The following is a 20,755-nucleotide window of genomic DNA, read 5'->3' on the forward strand; positions in this document are numbered from 1 at the left end:
AGATAGAAAGAGGATTTAATTAAAATCAACAATTATTTAGTTTTTAATTACTTTTTTAGTGATGTTTTCTTTTTCAGTTTTAATTTTTAAAATATAGATTCCTGAAGAGTTATTATGAATGGAAATTTTCGCTTCCTGAGAATTCAAATTTTGTTTTTGGATAATTCTTCCCTGTGCATCATAAACCTCAACAGAATTTATTTTTGAATCTGCTTTAATATTTACATCTCCTTTTGTAGGATTTGGATACACGTTTACAGTATCTTTTCCTTTGATAATATCTGAAGCTGATAAAGTAACACTTCCAATATTAGTAACTGCTTCATTAGTTTCAACTGGATAATTGTAATCGAAATAAATATTCGCTTTATTCATCACAGTATCAGCAGAAACGAGATTGTTTTTAGATTTGATCTTCAGTGCAACATTTCCGTGAGCTAGTGCGGCAAGATTAATATCTTTCATCATAAATTCTACCTTATTTCCTGTGATTTTCGTATAAGTATTGTGTGAAGTGTTTTGTAATTGTAAAGTATTAATATCAAAATCATCAGGATTGATTTCCATTTCTACTACAATATTTACAGCAGAAGCAGTTCCTGTATTTTCAAAATTAACGATATAATGAAGATCTTTTCCTACCATCGCAACAGGAATTTGGTTTCCTTCAAGACATGTTATGTCATTCGGATCGTATGAACCAACTACGGTTTCTTTATAATTAAATGAATTGTCATCAGGATTTAGATCTCCTGAAAGTGGCGTTATATTCGCTGTAAAATTCAGAATATCTCCGTTGTTCACAGGATATGAAGGATGTGTTGGCGGATTAATTGTAAATTTAATTTCAGATGAAGAGTTTGCATAAGGCTTCAAATTATTAAAATTGAAAGTAACCTGATTTCCTGAAACAGTCGATGGCAAAGTTGAAGAAACAAAACTCATTCTGGAATTGTCAAATGTAAGAACAGCCGAACCAGAAAGAGTTGTATTTCCCTTATTTCTCCAAATTAATTTATAAACGGCATCAAAACCAGGTCTTGCATTAATAACCGGAGCAATTACAATTTCTAAATCTTTTGCATTTCCGTTTTTTGTAACACAAATATTCTGAGTGAAAATATTATTGTTGTTATTCGTAAAATTCGTTGTAAATGTAGAAGGTGTGATGGTAAATAATGAAGCGTTTTCGGGTTCTGCTGTCACGGTATAATTTCCTGCCTGATTATTATATAAATTGTACTCTCCGTTACTTTTCACAAAAGTTTCTGAAGTCGTTGTTCCGTTACTGATTTTTAGTTTTAAATGTTCGAAAACCTCGTCATTTGTATCGCAGCCATTATTGTTTTCATCGAATCTTACGGTTCCTGTAATCGTATTGTGATCTCCTCCAGGAATAAAATTACAATAATCATTCACATTACAAATGATACCATCCATAGCAAGGGAAGCTTGTAAGTCTGCAATTTGAGAAGCATCACAACAAATATATTGAAGGTTTGGATAACTTCCCATCTGAAAATATATCCCTTCGTTAAGTCCATTTTTGGCAAAAACTTTTTCTAAAGAAGAAGATTCCAGAATGACAGTTTCTAGGTTTGTACAATTATTTACATTAAAAGTTTTTGTGAATGTAGGAGGATTTGTGAAACCTGGATTACCAAAATAATTACTGTAATCAAATTCATAAATTGTTTTAATCTTTGTATGCCCGGAAAAATCTACGTCAAGGATTTTATTTCTTCCCATAGTTATAGTTTCTAAGTTCGAAAGATTATGTATATTAAAACCGGTGAGATTATTATTGGATATGTCCAGAGTTTTTATAGATGAAGAAGTTCCTGCAACAGAAGTGATTAGATTGAAAGAACTGTCTAGTGTCTGGAGATTATTAGGTAAAGTAGAGAAATTTAAGCTTGCAAATTTATTTTTTGAAGCTAAAATTGTAGCCAAATTGTTATTATTTACCAATTCAAAATTTGTAAGCTCATTGTGACTTATATCCATAGTGGTTGCGCCTGTATTTTTAAGTTTAAAATCATTCATTTGATTATAGCTGAAATTTAGAGAAGATAAAGCAGCACAATCTTGTATATCTACAGTTTTCAATTCTCCAAATTCAGGATAAGCCGTCCCTGAGTTTGAATGTTCTAAATTTGTAAGACTTCCACAATTTTTAATCGTAATATTCTTTAAACCTTTTTGCCCCGGAAAAGTAACACTTGTAAGTAAAGGACAGTTTTGTATGTTGATAGACTGCAGAAATTCAGTAGCGAAATTCGGCTGTGGAGTATAGGTTGTCCCTGAACTGTAAGCAAGTTCTAGAGATACACTTTCCAGCTTTGGAAGCCCGTTGATGTTTAATTGTGTTAATGGATGATTGCGTAAACCTAAAGTTTTAAGCTTTAAATTATTGGAAATCGTAAGATTTTGAAGCGCTCCGAAAAAATTTGTATTATAACCCGGATAATACCATGAAGAACCTAAATAAAGGTGTTCCAAATTCACTGCATTCGTTGCATCAAAAGTATCATTTTCGTATTGATCGATACTGATTTTTTTCAAACTCGGACAGTTTACTATTTGAAATGGGCTGGAAGAACCTAAAGATGTAAGCTGTATTTCATTAAGTAAAGAGCAATTATTGGCGTTAAAATTTCCAAGAAACTCCGATTCGCAGTGAATACTTTGCAGATTGGTACAATTATTAGCACTTAAGGCTGTAACATTTGAGTCTCCTGCAAGATTAATAGCTGTTAAGGAAGGACAATAATCGACATTTAAACTTCCAAAGTAATTAGGATTTACGTTAGGAGGGGTGTATCCCATATTTATATCTACTGTATCGAGTAAATTGCAATGGCTTAGATTTAATTCACTTATTTTAAGATAATCTATGTCAACTTCTTTTAAAAATGGATGATAACTAAGATTTAAAATCCCAGTTGGTGTTCCCATATTAAATGTTCCCGATGTATATAATCTTATTTTCTCAAGATTATTTAGATTTCCTAAATCACTAAGGATATTTTGCACATTTCCAAATGTATTAACGAAAATATCAACATTTTTTACAGAGGGTGTATTCGTAAGATTTTGAAGAGTAATGACATTTACATGAAGATTCTTAAGATTTAAGCAATTATTTACAGATAATATTCCGGGATTAAAACTGGAAGCTGTCTGAAATGCAATATCTAGATCTTCTAAGTAGTTTAAGTTTGATAAATTTAGATTGTTATCTGGAGCAGAATAATAATCTATTTTTATCTTTTTGATATTGCCGAAAGATACTATTCCCAGATAATTTTGGATGGGATTGGTATTATTGGGGTTAATAATTTCTAATGCACTTACATTGTTGGCTTCACTTTGTTGTATTTCACCGTCTCCATTTGCGTCAATTTTAAAATAATTTCCGTTAATATCTTTAGCAATAGTATTACTCGATGAAGAGGAAAGTAATTTTGCTTTAAAATTAGCATCCGGAATGCTAATATTTTGCGCCTTCATTCCCATGCTGAGCATTAGAAACGAAATAAGATAAAATAATTTAGTTTTCATTATAAATTTGTTGTGTATTTTTTTGATTTTTTCGCAGGAAAATTTGATGAGAATAATTAAAATCTCATTTAAAATTAATTATGCGAAAAGTTTTCTGAATAATAGCTGTAAGTCGTTGGAAATTTGAGGATTCCTGATGTGGAAGTCAGGAAAACAAGGTGTTTTTGCTTTCATATTTTGTGTTGTTTTTGCAAAGATAATCAAATAATTAATACTTCGCTATTATTTGAAATAAGATAAAATTCAAGTGCAAAAAATAAAAAAGCCTCTTGAAAAAAGAGGCTTTAAAAACTATATCGTTAATCTTGGTTTCATCAGTTTCGCGACTGTCGCAGTCCAGCCCGTTTGATGTGATGCTCCGATTCCGCTGCCATTATCTCCGTGGAAATATTCAAAAAATGTAATGTAATCTTTAAAATTTTCATCATAATTGAATTTTGCATTTCCACCATTGAAAGCACGTTCTCCATTTTCATCTTTTAAGAAAATCGAGCATAACCTTCCACTGATATTTTGTGCCACTTCATCAAGATTTCTCTTGTCTCCACTTCCGGTCGGTAATTCAACTTTCAGACTGTTTCCATAATAAAAATGGAATCTTTGCAGACTTTCTACAATTAAAAAGTTAATTGGAAACCAAATCGGACCTCGCCAATTGCTGTTTCCTCCAAACATTCGGCTGTCGCTTTCTGCAGGGGTATAATACACAATATTTTCAGTTCCGTGAACAGAAAATTTAAACGGATTTTCCTCATACACTTTCGACATGGCACGAATTCCGTATTGACTTAAAAACTCTTTTTCATCAAGCATTCTTGTCAAAACTTTTGTCAGTCTGTTTTTACGAAGAATACTCATTAAATGTTTTCTTCCGTGACCTTCTTCATCCCAGTGCGAAACAAGCTTTGTCAGTTCAGGTTTATTCTTTAAAACCCATTCCATTCTTGCCTGGAAATTGGGCATTTTTTCCAATAAATGATGATCTACAATTTCTACTGCAAACATAGGAATCAAACCGACAATACTTCTCAGTTTCAATGAAACACTGTCGCCATTTCCAAGCTGTAAAACATCGTAGAAAAATCCGTCCTCTTCATTCCAAAGTCCTTTTGTTCCTTCACCCAGATTTTCCATCGCTTCAGCAATATAAAGATAATGTTCAAAAAACTTGATCGCCATATCTTCATAAACCTGATAATATTGAGCCAGTTCCATAGCAATTCGCATCATATTTAAGGCATACATTGCCATCCAGCTTGTTCCGTCGGCTTGCTCAAGATGTTGACCGTCTTTTAATTCCATATTTCGGTCAAACGCACCGATGTTATCAAGTCCCAAGAAACCTCCGCCAAAAATATTGTTGCCGCTTTTATCTTTTCGGTTAACCCACCAAGTAAAATTCAGAAGCAATTTTTGAAAAACTTTTTCTAAAAATAAAAGATCCGGTTTGCCGTTTTGCTTTTCATCAATTTTAAAAACCCTAAAGCACGACCACGCATGAACAGGCGGATTTACATCACTCAGATTCCATTCGTACGCGGGAAGCTGTCCGTTTGGATGCATATACCATTCTTTCGTTAACAAAAGAAGCTGCCCTTTAGCAAAATCTGCATCGATAATCGAAAACGGGACACAATGGAAAGCCAAATCCCACGTCGCATACCAAGGATATTCCCATTTATCAGGCATGGAAATGATGTCTTTATTATGCATATGGTTCCACTCGGTATTTCTTACATAATTGTTGAAATCTCTCGGAGCTTCAAAATTCGGATCACCTTTCAGCCATTTTCCGACATTGTAATGATAAAATTGTTTGTTCCAAAGAAGCCCTGCAAAAGCCTGTCTCTGCACATTTTTTTCGTCATCATTCGTTACATCATTCTGAATTTCATCATAAAATTTGTTGGCTTCATTAATTCTTGCATTAAAAATTTCATCAAAATGATAAAACGGTTCGTCCAGATCATTCGGCGACAGTCTGAAATCAAAGGTTTTTGACTGTTGTGCTCCAATTGTTTCATCAATTAAAAATGAAGCCTTTGTTCCTCTTTTTTCAGGATTTACCGTGTTACTTCCGTAGGTGATGTAATCATTAATTCCGTCTTTGTAGTATGTATTTCCGGGATAAGGTGCTCCATATAATTTAGGATTATTGGTTTCATTTTCGCAGAAAACACTTTCCGCGTTGATGTTTCTGGAATAGAACTTTTTTATCGAAATACTGTCATGATTAATATCGATACAGCCTTCATAAGAAGCATTTGTCTGACCTTTGTAAGTATTGTATCCCCACTTCCAGTTGTTTCTGAACCAAACAGTTGGTGCAACAACAATCGGCGCATCAATCTGGCTTCTGTTACAAACTGTAACGCGGACTAAAAAATCATTATGATCTGCCTTTGCGTATTCAATGAAAATATCAAAATATTCATCATTATCGAAAATTCCTGTATCAAAAATTTCGTATTCCGGTTCTTTCTTGCTTCTTCTCGCATTTTCAGCACGGATATTATCGTAAGGGAATTCGTTGATAGGATATTTGTACACCATTTTCATATAACTATGAGTCGGTGTGTTGTCTAAGTAATAGAAAAGTTCTTTAATGTCTTCTCCGTGGTTTCCCTGTGGATTGCTTAATCCAAAGAAACGCTCTTTCACCATCTTATCTTTTTTGTTCCAGAACGAAAGAGCAAAACAGAAAAGTTGCTTCACATCGGAGATCCCGGCGATTCCTTCTTCACCCCATCGATAGGCATAGCTTTCTGCATTATTATGATTGGCGAAATTCCACGCGTCGCCGTTTGAACTGTAGTCTTCGCGTACATTTCCCCATTGTCTGTTGCTGACATATGGTCCCCAATTTTTCCAGTTATTATCTTGTAATCTTTGTTTTTCGGCACTCATATTTCACCATTTTCAATACGAAGTTAGTTTTTTTGAGAAAAAATTCCAACTCATCAAATTTGAATTATATTTAATATTCCTTTAAAAACCTTTTATTTGTCAGTGTTTACAGTGTTAAATTAAATTTTTATAAATATTTAAAAGAAAAGTTCTATCTTTGCACCATTCGATCATTCACATATTGAAAATGTTATCAAGAAAGGTTGAGGGATAGACCCTGTGAAACCTTAGCAACCCTTTGCGAAAGCGAAGAAGGTGCTACGTTCTACCAAATTTATTTTGGACAGATAACTTACTGAAGTTCTTTTCAGCCATTTCTAGTGGCATTTTCAAATTGTATTATCAAAAAGAATAATAGAATTGAAAACAGAACTAAACTATATTAATTTTTCGTATCAAACCAATTCCCAAAAGGAATACAATATCTCGTTGAGCTATCAGCTTTTCGGGAAAGACTTGTTTTCTGCTCCGATCATTTTAGTAAATCATGCCTTAACAGGAAATTCTGATGTTTCCGGTGAAAAAGGGTGGTGGAAAAAATTAATTGGCGAAAATCAGGTGATCGATACCGAAAAATATACAGTTCTGTGTTTCAATATTCCCGGAAACGGCTATGATGATTTTTTAATTGATCATTATGAAGATTTCACACCTTCAGATATTGCGAATATCTTTTTACAAGGTCTTGAAGTTTTAAATATTAAAAGTTTACACGCCATTATTGGAGGTTCTTTGGGTGGCGGAATCGGTTGGGAAATGTTGGTTCAACATCCAACACTAGCTGAAATTTTCATTCCTATTGCCTGCGATTTTAAAACCCACGATTGGCTTCATGCACAATGTCTGGTTCAGAAATATTTGTTAAATGGAAATGATGAACCATTACAGAAAGCCAGAATTCATGCAATGTTGTGCTACAGAACGCCTGAATCATTAAATGATAGATTTCAAAATAAATACAATCAACAAAAACAGAGATTAGAATCGGAAGATTGGCTGATTTATCACGGAAATGCTTTAAACGAAAGATTTAGTTTAAAATCTTATAAGCTGATGAATCATTTGCTGATGAATATTAATGTCGATGAAACTCAATTGGAAAAGATTCATGCACGAATGCACATGATCTCCGTTGATACAGATTTATTCTTCCCAGCTTCTGAAATCCGAATGTGTTTTGAAAAGCTAAAAGAAAAAAAGGAGAATGTTTTCTATCACGAGATCACCTCAATTCATGGGCACGACGCCTTCTTAATGGAATACGAACAATTAAATAACATCATTAAAAATATTTTGTAGAAATGAGTAAGATTAATGCTAACGAAATAAAATTTTTAAAAAACAGATCAATCATCAAATTTGAAGGAGAAGATTTCTTAGGCGAAATCGGGATTGACGGACGAATTTTTAAAGCGCTTACCTTAGCGAGAATCAGTGTTGGAGTAATTTCTCAACAGGCAATCGAAAACGGATTATCAATTTTGGTTCAGGAAGCTGATTCCGAAAAAGCAGTAAATTGCCTGATTGACGAGTTTGAAGCAGAAAGAAAATCAGGGAAAGTTTCTCAGATTTACAGTATAAATAATGTTTCTGTCATAGGTTTTGTTGCAGAAGATTTCAACAAAGTTTTGGCAGAATTAGCAAGAAATAATGTTTTTCCATTGCTTTTAAATCAAGTGGCAAGTGAAAAACGTATCAATATTGTTGTGACTTCTTCGCAGGACGAAAAAGCAAAAAACATCATCGAATCTGAAATTTCTAAAAAACCAAAAACGGTTCATTTGGCAATTATCGGTCACGGAAATGTTGGAAAGACTTTGATCGAACAGGTTTTGCACTCATCAGAAGAAATCAGAAGACGTAAAAAAATAGATCTTAAAGTGGTGGCAGTTGCCAATTCAAGAAAAATAGCTTTCAACAAAAAAGGTTTCGACAGCAATTGGAATGATGAGGTTTTAACGGCAGAAAGTCCTTCTGATGTTCATGAATTAATTAAATTCTCAAAAGAGAATCAACTGGAAAATCTTATTGTTGTTGATAATACTGCGAGCAAAGATTTTGTTCATAATTATCACGCATTGGCAGAAAATGGATTTGACTTGGTTTCTTCTAACAAAATTTTCAACACGCTTCCGATCGAAGAATACCGTAAACTAAGATATACGTTAAACAAAAATAACAGACGTTATTTATACGAAACTAATGTTGGCGCAGGTTTGCCGCTTATTGACACGATTAAATTATTGCACCTTTCAGGAGAAAATATTACAAGAATCAAAGGTGTTTTCTCTGGAACATTGAGCTACGTTTTCAATAATTTTTCTTTAAGAGACGATAAATTTTCAACAATCATCAATGAAGCGTTAGAAAAAGGCTACACAGAACCGGATCCAAGAGAAGATTTATCTGGAAATGATGTCGCGAGAAAGTTGTTGATTTTGGCGAGAGAATTAGATTTAATTAATGAATTTGGTGATATTAATATTCAAAATCTTGTACCTGAAAGTTTGTTATCTGTTTCTAAACCTGAATTCCTTTCAAGGCTGGAAGAATTGGATGAAGAATACCAAAAAATCAAAGAAAATAAGGAGCCGGGATATGTTTTAAGATATGTTGGAGACTTACACGGAGATTTACAAAAAGATAAAGGTGAATTGGATGTAAAATTGATTTCTGTTCCTGCAAGTTCAGCTTTAGGACAATTAAAAGGATCGGATTCTATCTTTGAAATTTATACTGAAAGTTATGGAGAAAATCCAATTGTAATTATGGGAGCCGGAGCCGGAGCTCAGGTTACTGCAAGAGGTGTTTTCGGAGATATTTTAAGAGTAAGCGAAACGAAATAATAATATTAATATAACAATTTAATAATATAGCAGTTTATCAATATTCATTACCATTGTCATTCTGAACAAAGTGAAGAATTTCAGTACAACATTGCTAAACTGATACATTGTTACATTTTAAAACTATATGGAAAATTTTGAAACCTTTGCAATAAGAACTCAAACTGAAAGAACACAGTTTGACGAACATTCTACACCTTTATATCTTACATCCAGCTTTATTTTTCAGGATGCGGAAGATATGAGAGCGAGTTTTGCAGAAGAAAAATCTAAAAATTTATACAGCCGATTTTCAAATCCTAATGTAACAGAATTCACAGATAAAATCGCAAAAATGGAAGGTGCAGAAGCAGGATATGCTTTTGCAACCGGAATGGCGGCAATTTATTCAACTTTTGCAACTCTGTTAAATGCAGGTGATCATATTGTAAGTTGTCAGTCGGTTTTCGGTTCGACACACACATTGTTTACAAAATATTTTCCAAAATGGAATATCGAAACAACTTATTTCAAAGCGGAAGATGCTGAAAACGTTGAAAAATATATTCAGCCTAATACAAAAATTTTATATCTGGAAACACCTACAAATCCAGCGATTGAGGTTTTAGATTTAGAATTTTTCGGACAGATTGCAAAAAAACATAACTTAATTTTCATTGTAGATAACTGTTTCGCAACACCTTATTTACAACAGCCTATAAAATATGGAGCAGATGTCGTGGTGCATTCAGCAACAAAATTGATTGACGGACAAGGTCGTGTTTTGGGCGGAGTAGCGGTCGGCAGAGAAGATTTGATTCGTGAAATTTATCTTTTCGCTAGAAATACGGGACCTGCAATGTCACCTTTCAACGCTTGGGTTTTATCAAAAAGTTTGGAAACTTTAGCAATTCGTGTTGAAAAACATTGTGAAAATGCTTTAAAAGTTGCCCAATTTTTAGAAAATCATCCAAATGTAGAATTAACGAAATATCCTTTCCTTTCTTCTCATCCAAGTTATGAAGTCGCAAAAAAGCAAATGAAACTGGGAGGAAATATCGTAGCATTCGAAATCAAAGGCGGAATTGAAGGCGGAAGAAATTTTTTAGATAAAATTAAAATGTGTTCGCTGTCTGCAAACCTTGGTGATACGAGAACTATCGTTACGCATCCAGCTTCTACAACACATTCCAAATTATCAGACGAAGAAAGAAACGAAGTAGGAATTACAGCTGGTTTGGTTCGTTGCTCGGTTGGTTTGGAAAATGTGGAGGACATTATTGCAGATTTAAAACAGGCATTAGATTAATTTAATGATGAAAAAATAAATAAAATGAAAAATTCAGAACAATTATATAAAGCATTATCCGAAAGAATTTTAATTCTTGACGGAGCAATGGGAACAATGCTTCAACGATACAAATTTGAAGAAGAAGACTATCGTGGCGAACGTTTCAAAGATTGGGAACATCCTGTAAAAGGGAATAATGACTTACTTTCATTGACGCAGCCTCATGCAATCGAAGAAGTTCACAGAAAATATTTGGAAGCAGGAGCAGACATTTTGGAAACGAATACATTTTCCGGAACAACGATCGCGATGGCAGATTATCACATGGAAGATCTTGTTTATGAATTAAACTACGAGTCTGCGAAAATCGCAAGAAAAGTCTGTGAGGAATTTACTACTCAAAATCCTGACAAGCCAAGATTTGTAGCGGGTTCTATCGGTCCAACAAACAGAACGGCAAGTTTAAGCCCGGATGTTAACGATCCTGGTTATAGAGCAGTAACTTTTGAAGAACTTCGTTTTGCTTATAAACAACAATGTGAAGCTTTATTAGACGGAGGTTCTGATATTTTACTGGTTGAAACTATTTTCGATACACTGAATGCAAAAGCAGCCTTATTCGCCATTGACGAAATTCAGGATGAAAGAGGAATCGAAATTCCTATTATGGTTTCAGGAACAATTACCGATGCTTCAGGAAGAACATTGAGCGGACAAACTGCGGAAGCGTTTTTAATCTCTGTCTCGCATTTAAATTTACTAAGCGTTGGTTTTAACTGTGCTTTGGGAGCCAATCAATTGACGCCTTATCTGGAAACTTTGGCTCATAATTCAGATTTCCATGTTTCGGCTTATCCGAATGCGGGTCTTCCAAATGCTTTCGGAAAATATGATGAGACACCGGAAGATATGGCAAGTCAGATCAAAGAATATGTGGAAAAAGGATTGATCAATATTATCGGAGGTTGTTGCGGGACAACTCCCGACCATATTAAAGCAATAGCTGATTTAGTAGAAAAATACGAACCGAGAAAAGTTGCAAAGTTTGTATAAATTTTCACTGAATATAGCTTTAATTAAATGGTATAAATTTATTTAGAAGAATACACAATTAATGAAATATTTAAGATTATCGGGGCTTGAGCCTTTGATTATTACACCGGAAAGTAACTTCATCAACGTTGGTGAAAGGACAAACGTTGCCGGGTCAAAGAAATTTTTAAGATTAATAAAGGAGGAAAAATTCGGGGAAGCGCTTGATATTGCCCGTCACCAAGTGGAAGGCGGAGCACAGATTCTTGATGTCAATTTCGACGATGGACTGATCGACGGAAAAGCTTCGATGATTAAATTTTTAAATTTAATTGCTTCCGAACCGGATATTTCCAGAATTCCTTTGATGATCGATTCCTCAAAATGGGAGATTTTAGAAGCTGGATTGCAGGTTGCACAAGGAAAATGTGTCGTAAATTCAATCAGCTTAAAAGGTGGAGAAGAAGAATTCATCAAACAGGCAAAAGCCGTCAAAAGATACGGAGCAGCGGTTATTGTGATGGCTTTTGATGAGGTAGGACAAGCCGATACATATGATCGTAGACTTGAAATCACAAAACGATCGTATGATATATTGGTAAATGAAGTAAAATTTGCGGCTGAAGATATCATTTTCGATTTAAATATTTTCCCTGTAGCAACGGGAATGGATGAGCACCGAAGAAATGCAATCGACTTCATCGAAGCAACAAGATGGGTTCGCCAGAATCTTCCGTATGCATCTGTAAGTGGAGGTGTAAGTAATGTTTCGTTCTCGTTCCGTGGAAATGATACCGTAAGAGAAGCGATGCACTCGGTTTTCCTGTATCACGCAATTCAGGCAGGAATGAATATGGGAATTGTAAATCCTGCGATGCTTGAGGTTTATGATGAAATTAATAAAGAGCTTCTTGAGCTTGTTGAAGATGTAATTCTCGATAAAAGAGAAGACGCGACAGAAAGATTGCTGGATTATTCCGAAAAGCATAAGTCTGTTAAAAAAGAAGTTGTTGAAGAGCTTGAATGGCGAACAAGACCTTTACAGGAAAGGATTACGCATTCTTTGGTAAAAGGAATCGACCGTTTTATAGAAGAAGATGTGGAAGAAGCGAGACAACAGGCTGAAAAGCCACTTCATGTTATTGAAATCAATTTGATGACAGGAATGGGTGTTGTCGGAGATTTGTTCGGAAGCGGAAAAATGTTCCTTCCACAAGTGGTAAAATCGGCGAGGGTGATGAAAAGAGCAGTTGCTTATTTGCAGCCTTACATTGAAGCTGAAAAAGACGGTTCCAGACCTGCAAATGGAAAAATTTTGATGGCAACAGTAAAAGGTGACGTTCATGATATTGGTAAAAATATTGTGAGCGTTGTTTTGGGTTGTAACAATTATGAAATTGTCGATCTTGGAGTAATGGTTCCTGCCGAAAAAATTATTCAGGCTGCAATCGAACATCAAGTTGATGTTATTGGTTTAAGTGGATTGATCACACCAAGTTTGGATGAAATGGTTTATATCGCATCAGAATTGGAACGTCAAAATCTTAATTTTCCTTTGTTGATTGGTGGTGCAACAACTTCGAAAGCACATACTGCAGTAAAAATCGATTTAAAATATAAAAATGCTGTTGTTCACGTTAATGATGCCTCAAGAGCGGTAAATGTGGTGAGCTCTTTATTGGGTGACAGAAATAAAGAATATGTAAGCGATTTGAAAAGTGACTATTCGGATTTTAGAGAAAAGTTCCTGAACAGACAAGTTGATAAAGATTATGTTTCGATTGAAGATGCCCGTAAAGATAAGTTTAAGATCGACTGGGAAAACGAAGAAATCTTTACACCGAATAACTTAGGTATACACGTTTTTGAAAATCAAGACTTAAGAGAATTGTTGCCTTTCATCGACTGGTCTCCGTTTTTCAGAAGTTGGGATCTTCACGGAAAATATCCAAATATTTTTGATGATGAGGTTGTAGGAGCTCAGGCAAAAGAATTATTCAAAGATGCGCAGGTTATTTTAAAAAGAATTTTAGACGAAAAATTACTAACTGCAAAAGCTATCTTTGGAATTTTTAAAGCTAATTCTAATGAAACGGATGATATTTTAATCTTTGATGAAAATGATGAACAGAAAGTAAAATTCTTGACATTAAGACAACAGGCTCAACGTTCGAAAGGAAAAGATTATTTGGCTTTAAGCGATTTTATTGCTCCTCAAAGTTCAGGAAAAACCGATTACATGGGAGCTTTCTGTGTAACAACGGGCTTTGGAACAGATGAATTGGCAGAAGAATACGAAAAAGCGAATGATGATTATAATGCGATAATGGTAAAAGCTTTGGCAGACCGTTTTGCAGAAGCTTATGCAGAATTTTTACACAAGAAAGTCAGAACAGAATATTGGGGTTACGCAAATCAGGAAAATTTGAGTAACGAAGAGCTGATTGCCGAAAAATATAAAGGAATTCGTCCGGCTCCTGGTTATCCCGCTTGTCCAGATCATTTAGAAAAACATGCAATCTGGGATTTGTTAAAGGTAGAAGAGGAAATCGGAGTTTATCTTACGGAAAGTTTGGCGATGTTTCCAACGGCAGCGGTTTCCGGATATTATTTCGGAAGTCCGCACGCAAAATATTTTGGCTTAGGAAAAATTGCAGAAGATCAATTGAAAGATTATTCAGTAAGGAAAGGAATTTCTTTGCAGGAAGCGAGAAAATGGTTGTCGCCGAATTTAGCAGATTAATTTAAAAGTTAATGGTTGAGAGTTGTTGGTTTTGCCATTATGACCAACAATTAACAACTTTCAACAATCAACAAAACTATAAAATGAAGATAACAGATCACATAAAAAACGCAAACGGAAAAACTTTGTTTTCCCTCGAAGTTGTTCCGCCGCAAAAGGGAATCGGGATTGAAGATTTATACACAAACATTGATCCGTTGATGGAATTTAAACCTCCATTCATCGATGTTACAACTTCCAGAGAAGAATATATTTATATTGATAAAGGAAATGGATTGATGGAACGCAGAATCACACGAATGCGCCCCGGAACATTGGGGATTTGTGCAGCAATTCAACATAAATATAATGTGGATACTGTTCCGCACTTACTTTGCGGAGGTTTTACCAAAGAAGAAACAGAATATCTTTTGGTAGACTGTATGTATTTGGGAATTGACAATATCATGGCTTTGAGAGGTGATGCAATGAAAGGTCATCAATATTTTGAGGCAACTCCGGGAGGTCATGCAAGTGCGATGGATTTGGTTCATCAAATTAATAATTTAGGGAGAGGAAAATATCTTCATAATGATGACAAAATTTGTGACGAACCAAACAAATTCTGTATCGGTGTAGCGGGTTATCCCGAAAAACACATGGAAGCACCGTCTATGAATTATGATTTAAAATGGCTGAAACAAAAAGTGGATGCAGGAGCAGATTATATCGTGACGCAGATGTTTTTTGATAATAAAAAATTCATTGAGTTTGTTACGAAAGCTAGAGAAATGGGAATCACAGTTCCTATAATCCCCGGAATTAAGCCTATTGCAACGAAAAAGCATTTGAAAATTTTACCTCAGATTTTTAAAATTGATTTGCCTGAAGAATTAATTAATGAAGTAGAAAAAGCAAAAAATAACGAATCCGTAAAACAGATCGGAATCGAATGGGCAATCAACCAATGCAGAGAATTGCTGAATTTTGGAGTTCCTGTTCTGCATTTTTACTCAATGGGTAAAAGTGATAATATTAAAAAAGTAGCCGGAGAGCTATTCTAATAAAAAGTGAAAGTATATTTGATTTTTAAAGCCTTGTTTTGCAAGGCTTTTTGTTTAGATTTTTCAGAGTTTCGGCGGCACCAAAGGTGCCGCCGAAATTATTTATCGTCAAAAAAATTCAATCAAATTAAGCCGTCGGATCCGGAGTAAAAACTCTTTGCGACAATTCCTGATCAAAAAGATATAAAGCTGATGGATTATCATTTACCATCTTAATCTTAGTAACCAACTGAGATGCGCTTGCTTCTTCTTCTACCTGCTCGTTGATGAACCACTGTAAGAAAGAAGTTGTAGCAAAATCTCCTTCGTCGTTAGCATTTTTCACAATATTGAAGATGCTTTTTGTTACTATTCTTTCATGATCCAATGCTTTTTGGAAAATATCAATCGCATTTTCGAACTGATGTGGTGGTTTTGCAATTTCTCCTATAATGATTTCGCCTCCCACGTCATTCAGATAATCAAACATTTTATCAGCATGCATTAATTCTTCTTTACTCTGAACTCTGAAATAGTTTGCAATCCCATCAAGATCTTTTCCTGAAAACCAAGCAGACATTGAAAGGTAATATTGTGCAGCGTATTGTTCGTGAGCTATTTGTTCGTTAATTAATTTTGCAATTTTCTCGCTAATCATAAGTAATAAATTTACAGTCAAAATTAGGGAATAAAACCCCGAAATCAAAAGTTTTAATAAAATTTAATGAAAAAGGACGGAAAAAATCCGCCCTTTAACACATTAAAAAATCAAAATTACAAGCTAATTAATTCGCATCCGGAGTTGCTGTATTCATCGGCTTATGCATCTTTCCTCCTTTCATTCCTCTTTCTTTCATCGCCATTTTTCTCTCCTCCATTTTTGCTTTTCTGTCTGCCTGCCATTTGTCATATTGCTGAGGAGTTAAAATCTGCTTCATGTCTGCATCCATTTGAGCTCTCTTCGCTTTCATTTCTTCCATTTTAGCCTGTCTCTGATCTTTATTTTTATCAAATTCAGCTTTCATTTCAGCTTTTCTCTTATCCTGAAGAGCTTTAATTTTATCAACCTGAGCCTGATTTAAGTTTAAATCTTTCTGCATCTGAGCTAAATGTTCCTGTTCTCTTTGTTGGAACTTTTGTTGCATTTCTGCTCTTCTTGCCTGTTTGTCTTGTGAAGTTGTTGTTTGTTGAGCCATTGCTAAACTTCCCATTCCTGCAAATGCTATTGCTAAAAATAATTTTTTCATGTTTTTAAATCTTTAATTAATTGTTATACATCTTTTTGATTATTAGTTAAAAAGAAAGTTAAATGATAAACTTCATAAAAAATGTTAAATTTCAATATAAATAATTAATTTTTAAAAATAAAAAAAAGAGCAGATCCTAAAACCTGCCCTCACACCACTTAAATATAATATATGAAAATTAATTTTTTGCAAATCCGCTTCGGAAACCACCGTTTCCTCTTCTTTCACCTCCTCCATTATTCTGTTGTCTCGGTGCAGAATTTTCACTTCTTCTCGAACCTCCTTCACTTCTGAAACCGCCACCATTATTTTCTCTTCTCGGAGCACTTTCAGGTCTTACCTCGCCTCCTCGGAATCCGCCGCCATTTCCATTATTTTCAGCTCTTTCAGTTCGGAAACCTCCATTGTTTCTCACACCTCCATTATCATTTCCTCTGAAACCGCCTCCATTATCTCTTGTCCCTGCATTTTCGTTTCTAAAGCCTGAATTGTTATTATTTCTATTTTCAGCCTGATTACGGAAACCACCATTGCTACCATCTCTTACACCTCCTCTGAAACCGTTGTTCGGTCTGTCATTTCCTCTTACAATATTGATCGTCGGGTTGTTCATTCTACGGAAATTATTTCTGTCAACTCTGTAGATATTGATGTTTACATTTCTGTAACGAGGTATCGGTCTGCAGATTGCCGCATAATGCGTTCTTCTGTAATTTTGGAAATAAACCACCGGACTATATCCTCTATAATAACTGTTCTGGAAAGTCACGAAAACTCTTGGTCCCATAATTCTTTGCAAAGCATAGAATCTGTCATAATACCATCTATCTGGATTGTATCTGTAGAAGTTGTTCCATGTTGAGAAGCTTACATACAGATTATTCAATCTTAAGATTTGATCCATCTGCCATTGATTCAATCTGTTTTGAGCGAAGAACACATTCCAGTTGACACTTACAATACTGTTCCTGTAGTCATTATAATTGCTTTGATAATAATCATTTTGATAATAATCCTGAGGATAGTTGTAGTAATAATCATCAGGGAAATAATTCTGATCATCCTGATCGCTGTAATAGCCATCATTACTGTTTCCGTAGCCATTCCCATAATCATCGTTATAGCCACCGTTATTTCCGTAACCGTTATTATTTGGATACTGCTGAGCAAACGACAAAGTCGCTATACCCAAAGCAAAACCGATTAATATTTTTTTCATTTCTATAGTCGTTAATTGGTTAATATATAGTAGAATATCTTTATTCTATCTTTTGGATATAAATAAAAAAAAGAAGTTAAATCTTTCGATAAAACTTCTTTTAAATTATTATTAACTCATTGATAATCAAATGTTAAATTTATACTCTTCCGCTATCTTTTACCCAGCTTGCTATCTTCTGGTTGAAATTTTCCTGTCCTTTTAGTTCTTCCAGATTCAAATGCATTCTGTATTTCCAATAATGTGGGAAAACAGCAGGATTATTGATCCTTTCGTTATCCATTTTTGGGTTTGTAAGCTCTTTATCTGTTGCCAAAAACTCCTGAATAGGGAAAATTGCCAACATGGAATCATTATAAAGATGTTGTTTCATAATGATTTCGGCTAAATGAGAATCCAATTCTTCGGGCGCTTTTCCGTACTGCATCAATTGCTGGTTGAAATACTTCTGAGTTAAAGCTGGATCTTCCTTCCACCATTGTCTCAACGTAGAACTGTCATGAGACGAAGCCGTAACTACATTCAGATAACTTGCTCTTTTAGGATTATAAAAAGGAATATTTTCCGAAGGCATTCTTTGAACTTTCAGGGCAACAATAGCCAGTTCATCCATCACAACAGGAACACAATCAGGAACCAAGCCTAAATCTTCTCCACAAATCAACATCTCAGTAGAATTCAAGATCATCGGAAGTTTTTCCATTGCTTTTTCGTACCAAAGATGATCTTGTCTTTTGAAGAAATAATCATGATACAAGTCGTAAATCGACTTCTTTTCCCAATCCGACAAATATTTATAAGAATCTGTATTATAAACATTAAATCTCGGATGATAAAAAAGCTGTCCGTTTCTTTCTTCAATTAAAAACAAAACATTCGCACAAAGTGAAATCAACTGATCTTCAATATCTCCCTGCGGATTTTTCTTAAAGAAATCTGATAATTTTCTTTGAGTATTAAATTCTTCTTTAAATGAATAGGTTCCATCCTGATTATTATTGATAAACTGAAGTGCTTTTTCTACATTTTCTCCAAAATATTTCCAAAGGATCTGATCATTAATAAATGGTTTGCAATATCTGTCAAAATTGAAAGGAATATGTAAAGCATTGAATTCTTCCAACGTAATCGGAACTGCAGGATAAAAATAACCCAAAATTCCCTGAGTGGCAGAAATCGGCATTCTCCAGATTCTGAAAAACCCTAAAATATGGTCAATTCTCATTGCATCAAAATACTGTTCCAATGCTTTGAATCTGTTTTTCCACCATGTATAATCATCGGCTTTCATAGCTTCCCAGTTATACGTCGGAAATTCCCAGTTTTGACCTAGTTCTGTAAACTGATCCGGCGGTGCTCCGGCTTGAAAATCCATTCCGAATAACTCTGGTTCCGTCCACGCTTCTACAGAATGTCGGTAAATCCCGATCGGCAAATCTCCTTTTACAGAAATCCCAAGGTTATGCGTATAATCAATCGCGTCTTTTAATTGTTTATGAAGTTGAAATTGTACCCAAGCATGAAGCATTGATGTATCATAATCTTTACTTTTAGCTGTAAAAAATGGAGCAATTTTTCCTGCAATATATTTTTTGTGGGTTTTCCATTCATTGAAATTCGGAGTTTTGTATTTGTCTCTCAACACACAAAACGCAGAATATGGAACCAACCATGATTCGTTATCTTTTATGAATTTTTTGAAATTCCTGTCTTTGAAAATTTTATCTTTATCTTGATTAAAAACCGCTTTCAGATATTTCCATTTTGAGGAAATCATTTTTTCATAATCGATCAATTCTAATGAATTTAATTCCGATTTTTCAGTTTGATATTCTTCAACTAAATCTTTAGGCAATTTAAAATCCAGGTTTTCTAGAGAAATATACTGCGGATGCAAAGCGTAAACCGAAACAGCGGCATAAGGATAAGAATCTGTCCAAGTATAATTTGCTGTTGTATCATTGATTGGCAAAATCTGGATGATTCCGAGATTGGTTTCTTTTGTCCAATCGGCAAGTTTTTTCATATCAGAAAATTCTCCGACGCCGAAACCATCTTCCGTTCTCAAAGAGAAAATCGGAACTGCAACTCCTGCATCATGATACATCTGATACAATTTAAATTTAAAGTAATGATTCGAGACAATCTGCAAAACATCTTTTGACTGATTCGGAACCGTGAATCTATTTTCCCCAGCTTCCACATCAATTACCTTTCCGGCTTCTGTGTCGTAAAGACAATATTTAAACTGAATATATTCATTCTCCGGAATTTCAAGAGAACTTTCCCAAATTCCATAATCAGTTTGAGACAAATGGATTGCTTTTTCATAATCCCAATTCCCCAAAGAAGTGGTACTTCCGAACAATACAATCTTCCAGTTCGGATTATAGACCGGAGCTTCAATTCTGAATAAATGAGTATGTTTTTTTAAAACAGAAATTTTTTCCGGTTTTAGTGTATTCAGTTTATTATGAAGAATTTTGTTATTCAGATAATTTTCAGGAAAATTTTTATTGTTCCATTCATCGAAAATTACAAATTCTTTGTAGTTATGGGGAAAATTAAGGTGATGCGGAACAAATTCTTCTCTCAGAACATTTCCTTTTTCATCCAAAAGCTGATATTGATAAGAAATTGACTTTGAAAAATAGTCAACTTCACATTTCCACAAACCGTTTTCAGCATAAAACATAGTATGAGTCTGTGATACAGCACCTTCTTCATTCACAACCAGCTGCAATTTCTCACCAACTTTCGCACTGTAACCTACATTAAAGTATAGCTTCATTTATATTTTTTTATAAAAATACATTTTAATCTTGAAAAATAAAACTTATTGAATATCAAATATTCATTAAAAAAACCTTCTCAAAATGTTCGAAAAGGTTTTTAAATTTTAAAT

12 protein-coding genes and 1 riboswitch are annotated in these 20,755 nt (G+C 34.3%); of the genes, 6 read left to right on the forward strand and 6 right to left on the reverse strand.

What is annotated here, in order from left to right:
* Positions 1 to 36: 36 nt before the first annotated feature.
* Both ABD940_RS12605 and ABD940_RS12610 read right to left on the reverse strand, forming a co-directional pair.
* On the reverse strand, positions 37 to 3,564 hold the full coding sequence (locus tag ABD940_RS12605) for a DUF7619 domain-containing protein (RefSeq protein WP_345204353.1): 3,528 nt from the start codon (positions 3,562 to 3,564) through the stop codon (positions 37 to 39).
* A gap of 291 nt (positions 3,565 to 3,855) precedes the next feature.
* Complete coding sequence (locus ABD940_RS12610; protein ID WP_345204356.1) at positions 3,856 to 6,471, reverse strand: MGH1-like glycoside hydrolase domain-containing protein; 2,616 nt, start codon at positions 6,469 to 6,471, stop codon at positions 3,856 to 3,858.
* Positions 6,472 to 6,658: 187 nt separating this feature from the next.
* Positions 6,659 to 6,765: riboswitch (SAM riboswitch) on the forward strand.
* A gap of 66 nt (positions 6,766 to 6,831) precedes the next feature.
* Here ABD940_RS12610 and ABD940_RS22900 point away from each other — a divergent pair.
* From ABD940_RS22900 to metF, 6 genes are all read left to right on the forward strand, one after another.
* On the forward strand, positions 6,832 to 7,770 hold the full coding sequence (locus ABD940_RS22900; protein ID WP_425550362.1) for an alpha/beta fold hydrolase: 939 nt from the start codon (positions 6,832 to 6,834) through the stop codon (positions 7,768 to 7,770).
* Positions 7,771 to 7,772: 2 nt separating this feature from the next.
* On the forward strand, positions 7,773 to 9,317 hold the full coding sequence (locus tag ABD940_RS22905; RefSeq protein WP_425550363.1) for an ACT domain-containing protein: 1,545 nt from the start codon (positions 7,773 to 7,775) through the stop codon (positions 9,315 to 9,317).
* A 127-nt stretch (positions 9,318 to 9,444) separates the two neighbouring features.
* Positions 9,445 to 10,605, forward strand: a complete 1,161-nt coding sequence (locus ABD940_RS12620; protein ID WP_345204358.1) for an O-succinylhomoserine sulfhydrylase — start codon at positions 9,445 to 9,447, stop codon at positions 10,603 to 10,605.
* 24 nt (positions 10,606 to 10,629) lie between these two features.
* A complete protein-coding gene (locus tag ABD940_RS12625) occupies positions 10,630 to 11,640 on the forward strand; it encodes a homocysteine S-methyltransferase family protein (RefSeq protein ID WP_345204361.1) in 1,011 nt (336 codons plus the stop codon).
* Positions 11,641 to 11,701: 61 nt separating this feature from the next.
* Positions 11,702 to 14,362 (forward strand): methionine synthase, encoded by a 2,661-nt coding sequence (gene metH, locus ABD940_RS12630; RefSeq protein WP_345204365.1) that lies wholly within the window; start codon positions 11,702 to 11,704, stop codon positions 14,360 to 14,362.
* Between the two features lie 83 nt (positions 14,363 to 14,445).
* Complete coding sequence (gene metF, locus ABD940_RS12635; protein WP_345204367.1) at positions 14,446 to 15,405, forward strand: methylenetetrahydrofolate reductase [NAD(P)H]; 960 nt, start codon at positions 14,446 to 14,448, stop codon at positions 15,403 to 15,405.
* 127 nt (positions 15,406 to 15,532) lie between these two features.
* Here metF and ABD940_RS12640 read toward each other — a convergent pair whose 3' ends face one another.
* The 4 genes from ABD940_RS12640 to ABD940_RS12655 all read right to left on the reverse strand — a co-directional run bounded on the left by ABD940_RS12640 (position 15,533) and on the right by ABD940_RS12655 (position 20,641).
* Entirely contained in the window at positions 15,533 to 16,042 is a 510-nt protein-coding gene (locus ABD940_RS12640; protein ID WP_345204370.1) for a ferritin, read from the reverse strand.
* A gap of 127 nt (positions 16,043 to 16,169) precedes the next feature.
* A complete protein-coding gene (locus tag ABD940_RS12645; RefSeq protein WP_345204372.1) occupies positions 16,170 to 16,631 on the reverse strand; it encodes a hypothetical protein in 462 nt (153 codons plus the stop codon).
* A gap of 178 nt (positions 16,632 to 16,809) precedes the next feature.
* Positions 16,810 to 17,850, reverse strand: coding sequence for a hypothetical protein (locus ABD940_RS12650; protein WP_345204375.1), 1,041 nt, complete (start codon positions 17,848 to 17,850; stop codon positions 16,810 to 16,812).
* A 139-nt stretch (positions 17,851 to 17,989) separates the two neighbouring features.
* Entirely contained in the window at positions 17,990 to 20,641 is a 2,652-nt protein-coding gene (locus tag ABD940_RS12655) for a 4-alpha-glucanotransferase (protein ID WP_345204377.1), read from the reverse strand.
* Between the last annotated feature and the right edge of the window lie 114 nt (positions 20,642 to 20,755).

Origin of the sequence: Chryseobacterium ginsengisoli (genome assembly GCF_039542325.1) — a bacterium.
GTDB classification, from domain to species: Bacteria; Bacteroidota; Bacteroidia; order Flavobacteriales; family Weeksellaceae; genus Chryseobacterium; species Chryseobacterium ginsengisoli.

Bases quoted from the DNA above. Each gene is read 5' to 3' on its own strand.
- ABD940_RS12605 (WP_345204353.1), bottom strand. From the start codon at position 3,564: ATGAAAACTAAATTATTTTATCTTATTTCGTTTCTAATGCTCAGCATG.
- ABD940_RS12610 (WP_345204356.1), bottom strand. From the start codon at position 6,471: ATGAGTGCCGAAAAACAAAGATTACAAGATAATAACTGGAAAAATTGG.
- ABD940_RS22905 (WP_425550363.1), top strand. From the start codon at position 7,773: ATGAGTAAGATTAATGCTAACGAAATAAAATTTTTAAAAAACAGATCA.
- ABD940_RS12620 (WP_345204358.1), top strand. From the start codon at position 9,445: ATGGAAAATTTTGAAACCTTTGCAATAAGAACTCAAACTGAAAGAACA.
- ABD940_RS12625 (WP_345204361.1), top strand. From the start codon at position 10,630: ATGAAAAATTCAGAACAATTATATAAAGCATTATCCGAAAGAATTTTA.
- metH (WP_345204365.1), top strand. From the start codon at position 11,702: ATGAAATATTTAAGATTATCGGGGCTTGAGCCTTTGATTATTACACCG.
- metF (WP_345204367.1), top strand. From the start codon at position 14,446: ATGAAGATAACAGATCACATAAAAAACGCAAACGGAAAAACTTTGTTT.
- ABD940_RS12640 (WP_345204370.1), bottom strand. From the start codon at position 16,042: ATGATTAGCGAGAAAATTGCAAAATTAATTAACGAACAAATAGCTCAC.
- ABD940_RS12645 (WP_345204372.1), bottom strand. From the start codon at position 16,631: ATGAAAAAATTATTTTTAGCAATAGCATTTGCAGGAATGGGAAGTTTA.
- ABD940_RS12650 (WP_345204375.1), bottom strand. From the start codon at position 17,850: ATGAAAAAAATATTAATCGGTTTTGCTTTGGGTATAGCGACTTTGTCG.
- ABD940_RS12655 (WP_345204377.1), bottom strand. From the start codon at position 20,641: ATGAAGCTATACTTTAATGTAGGTTACAGTGCGAAAGTTGGTGAGAAA.